Source organism: Shewanella sp. 11B5, from assembly GCF_002836795.1.
GTDB classification, from domain to species: Bacteria; Pseudomonadota; Gammaproteobacteria; order Enterobacterales; family Shewanellaceae; genus Shewanella; species Shewanella frigidimarina.
On record NZ_PJAP01000406.1, the window covers coordinates 1 to 5,173 of the forward strand.

The 5,173-nt window shown below is 37.9% G+C and carries 3 protein-coding genes; 1 reads left to right on the plus strand and 2 read right to left on the minus strand.

Annotated elements, in window-relative coordinates; genetic code table 11:
* Positions 1–34 precede the first annotated feature (34 nt).
* Both CXF78_RS09455 and CXF78_RS09460 read right to left on the minus strand, forming a co-directional pair.
* Positions 35–1,624 carry a S41 family peptidase gene (locus tag CXF78_RS09455; protein WP_102036629.1) on the minus strand — a complete coding sequence of 530 codons (1,590 nt, stop codon included), beginning with the start codon at positions 1,622–1,624 and terminating at the stop codon, positions 35–37.
* A gap of 822 nt (positions 1,625–2,446) precedes the next feature.
* Positions 2,447–2,890: a DUF2057 family protein gene (locus tag CXF78_RS09460; RefSeq protein ID WP_165870191.1), complete on the minus strand. Its 444-nt coding sequence runs from the start codon at positions 2,888–2,890 to the stop codon at positions 2,447–2,449.
* A 615-nt stretch (positions 2,891–3,505) separates the two neighbouring features.
* On the opposite strand from CXF78_RS09460, the gene CXF78_RS09465 reads away from it, so the two are divergent.
* On the plus strand, positions 3,506–5,173 hold a 1,668-nt coding region (locus CXF78_RS09465), incomplete at its 3' end, for a PAS domain S-box protein (RefSeq protein WP_145991404.1).

Here is a 5,173-nt window from a genome sequence, read left to right on the forward strand (position 1 = left end):
ACAGCGATAAGTAAACCAGAAGATAAACGGGACATTACATGGCTCCTGTCGACATTATCCGATTATTTTTAAGCAATGTTGAGTTACGGTCATCTTTCAACATAAAGCCTTTATCCATCATTGTTGGGGCCGCTGACACTTTAGCCGCTGATGACGTCAGCGCTGGACACTGGTTATTATCACGGTAATACAATGCGGCGCTTAAGAGTCGCTCATTGGTATCACCAAGCGCATGGTTTAAATCATCGCTTAGCGCACAACCTTCAATTTCACTGTCGAGTGTTGGACTTGAAGTGGGCACAAAACCATCTGAATAATCACCAAAACCTTTATCGTTCACGCCTTTAAATTGAATGCTAAAGTAAGTGGTGCCGCAGTTTGGTGTTGGGTAAAATCCATAAGGCTTTCCGCACGTTGTACCACCAATTTGAATCACTTCAATATCAATACCACGCAGACTATTCATCAATGCTTCACTGGCCGAGCAAGTATCTGCTGTTGTTAATACATAAAGCCGCTTAAGGTTTAGTGAAGGCAGTGTAATCCCTGCACGTAGCAACCCAGTATTAAAGCCTATTGTTTCCGGAATAAACGGCGTTGGTTCGAGTATTGCTCTAGTTACGGGATCGATAGTTCGATATTTATCATTAAAACTGGTGCGTTCAAATATGCGATTATTGGTCGCGGTATCTCCTGCTATCATGTAACCCAACTGACTCGCTAAGGCGAGTAAACCGCCACCGTTGTAGCGTAAATCTAGGACTAAATCTTCTACATCCGCTTCGCTTAACGTGGTGATAGCATCAAACAACCCTCGCTCAGCAGTCGCTATATGAGAGTTAAATTGTAAGTATCCAATCTTGCCGCTTGCTGTTTGGATCACTTGGGTATTTTGTACCGGGGTAGAGATAATGGTGGTGGCCGACAATATGACATTGCGATCAACACTGGCATTGAGATCTCGCACGGTAAATGTCGTTTGTTTGCCACTTTGAGTTGGGAACAACCCTGCATTTAATGTATCTATACTTGCACTATCGTCAGCATTAGCCACATTGACGCCATCTACAGCAACAATAATAGCGCCGCGATTTATTCCCGCGGCCACTGCTGGTGAATTAGGTTCGCTATAAGTAATGGTGACCTGACGTGTTACCCCTGCAGATGCATTGCGAAGTGACAGGTTAAATCCGTAACCGAATGATGCGCCAGATTGATTTAATTGCTCCCATTCATCAGTCGGCATTGAGAAATGAAACTTATCTTTTACATTACCGGTTTCAGACAGTTCATCTGTGATTAATAAATCAAAGTATTGCGCTACGGTATAAGGAGCAGGATCGCGATCGAAAATTTCATCATACCAAAGGTAAGTGTCGTTACTCCATGAGCGAAGCCAAAGCTTTTCGGTGAGTTCAGATCCAGTTTGATCGGCCTTGCACTGTAATGCGATCTCAGCGTATGGAGTAAATTGGCCCTTGGTCCAAGTGATGCTACTGCTGTCTGTCACCGGAGGTGTGACATTATTACTGGCTGACTCGCTTCCCCCACCACTGCAACCTGCAACGGTTAAACTGGCGGTAACCAATAACGGAGTGATAGCTTTCCTAAAAAGTAACTGCATTAATATTCCTTTATTTTACTTTATGTTAGTCATTTTTATTACAAATAACTGCTCTAGAATGCAACAGTATATTAACGCAAATGATTTACTAAAATACAGAGAATGATCAATAAATGAATTGATTATCGCGCTGCGAGTTCATCTTGCGAGAACCATGTCTTTGTCTACCCACGATATTGTTAAAGGACTGTTTCCGTAAGTTGTGTTCATCCTAGGATGAACACAAAAAATCAATTCCACCTTCGCAAAATCATCAATAGAGATTACTTACCAATTACTTATCAATTGCTTATGACAATACCCATTGATAAGAAATCATTCAGGCAGTAGCGATTACATACATCACACACTGTTTAACAATAAGCGTTGGGCAGCGATAGCTTACACCTCGATAGCCCCAAAAATTGGGACAAGTGATCTATAAAACAGTATAAGGACTTGTTTACGTGTTGAAAAATTGGGATGGAGGAAACTAAATACACATTTAAAATTAAACTAAATTTACTATTTTTGAGAAATCTTTAAAAACACTACACAAACTATAAATCAACTTATGGATATCATTAACAAAATAATCAAAATAACATTAATCGACAATATTAAATCAACAATATCAACTGAATAATATTACTGAGCTAAAGTTATAATAAAAATACAATTTAACAAATAAAAACATTACTTAAATTAAGATTTACTCAATATATCATTATGTAGTTGGCGTTATAGAAGCCGTATTATAGAATCCATATTAAATAAATATTTCTCTTAAAAAAACTCATTAGCAAGCCGTTTATATTATTAGACTTGCTAAATACTATGAGCTTACCTTAACACTAATTGAGTTAATAACTGCGACTGAGTCAATAATGCGACATTTTTTTGTTGCTGGCCATTAACACTCAACGTGACTTGTGGATTATCTAAAAATTCACGGGCATCTTCTGCACTATAAATTTCAGGTGTAGCAAGCTCATAACGTTGATTTTCAGCGACCTCTAATGTGAGGTACAAGGATTCTGAACGAACCCAATGGCCTGAATCATCTGCATTATCTTGGAATAAATCACGATAATTAATTTCAACCAATTGTTGCCCATGGCTAAGTCCAATCGTATTTTTTATACTGACGTTCTGACCATTAACGGTTTCAACTATCATTGAGTCTGGTACTGTAATACTCGATGCTTGAGCTGGCATGCCAAATAATAGCGTTAAGCCAACGGTAGTTGAGGTGAGTAACATCTTTACAGAAAATGAAGTCGTCATAATAATATCCATCCATATTTCATACTTAACGATTAAGTATGTTGGTATTAATGTAAAGGACCTCTGCATATAACAATAAATTTCAATTTTTTATATTTAAAAAAATTATCACCCATTAACATCACTAATATCTCTTTATCTTATTGTATTAATGATGGTTAACATTTTAAATATGTAAACCGCTATAAAACTCATAGGCCAAATTTCAACCAACACTCATTAATGCCGAGTAAGTAACGCACTTGATCATCAAAAAACCAAAAAATTGAAGAGTCATTCAACATACTCCAGTTCATCCTCAGTAAGTACAACCATGCGCCGTTACAATTAATTAGTGTCTTTTAGCCACTGTTACAGTGGATAAAAATGAAGTGGATATATTGCACTTCACATCACATCACTTGATGAAGATTAAGTCACACAGAAACACCGTTTAACGACTAAACTTTGTCATGCTGTTTATAAAAACAGTTTGCACAGATTCCAAATACTGCAGGAGTTTGACATCAATGGCAAAAACCTTATTAACACAATGATAAAAATAGATTTATTTTTTATTATTATCAGATTTGAACTACAGTAAAAGAAGGCAATGCCCTTTTATGTGGGGAAGAAATGGATAGTTTTTTCAGTTTGATGAGCAACACCGTATTGTTACTGGCTCTTGTCGTCATTTATGATGCCATAAAATTACAAAAAATAGCTCACAAGAAATATGGGAATATTTTGAGTGGTATTTTTATTGGAATGATCGCAATTTGTGTGATGAACAATCCTTGGGAGCTAAGGCCGGGGATTTTTTTTGATACTCGCTGGGTACTGTTAAGTTTAAGCGGGCTATTTTTTGGTTTTATTCCAACATTGATAGCTGCGATACTCGCCGCTAGTTTCCGTATTTATCAAGGCGGCGCCGGTTTATACGTTGGTACTTTAATTATTTTCATCAGCTCTGCCATTGGGTTAGGCTGGCGATACTGGATGAAGTCTTCAAACAAACAGCCCAATTGGCAAAACTTACTGGCCATGGGCTTTGTCGTAGAAATTGGCGTTTTACTCTGTTTATTACTCATGCCAGTGGCAGATAAATACGACATCATTATCACCATTAGTCCGACATTATTAACGGTGTATACATGTGGCACCATGTTAGTAGGGCTATTGCTAAAACAACATCAACAAAGACAACAAATATCTCAAGAGTTACTTAATCACAAAAGCTTCCTCGAAACCGAGAAAAACCTGTTACAAAGCATTATTGATGGCATTCCCGATATCATTTTTTACAAATCAGCCGATGGGGTTTATTTAGGCTGTAACAAGGCATTCTCTGAAGCTTTAAAGCTCAAACCCGAAGATATTAAGCATAAGACAGACTATGACTTATTTGACCGTCAACAGGCAGACAACTTTATCAAAGCCGATCTTTTTGTATTACAAAAAAACCAGCCGTGGATGAATGAAGAATGGGTCACGACCCCCGATGGTATCGCACATATTTTTAAAACCCATAAAACGCCCTTTGTTAATTCATCAGGGGAAATTAAGGGAATTGTGGGCGTAAGTAGAGATATGGCCGACAGAAAACTCATTGAAGAACAGTTACGCCGCAGTGAAAGTACTTATCGGAATATTATCAGTACTGCGCAGGATGGCTTTGCTATTGTATCGGTAGACGGCAAGATAATTGAGTCGAATCAGAGTTTCGCTAATATGACCGGTTATACACTCGACGAGCTATTTAATAAACCTATTGGAGAGATCGAAACCAGTAAAAACCACCAGTTTTCAACTCAAAATATCATTACAGCCAAGCAAGTAAAGGCGATTCATTATACTTCTCAGCACAAACATAAATTGGGCCATTTATTTCATGTTGAGGTGAACATCAGCTTTTGGGATGGTGATGATGGAATGTTCTTCTGCTTTATTAAAGACATTTCGCAGCGTATTAATGCCGAACAAAAACTGCTTCTGAGTGAGTCTAAATTCAGACATATTTTCGAAAAAGTACCCTCAATTTCAGTCCAAGGCTATGATAAAAACCGTTCGGTTATTTTTTGGAACCAGGCCAGTGAAAAGCTTTATGGATATACAAAAGAGCAAGCATTAGGGAAAAAATTAGAAGATCTCATTATTCCCCCACCATACAGAGAACATGTGATCAATAACGTCAATGCATGGATTAATGAAGGGATTCCTATTCTCGCTGAAGAATTACTCCTGCAACGTGCAGATGGTAGCAATGTAGCGGTTTACTCGTCTCATACGTTAATCAACAACACC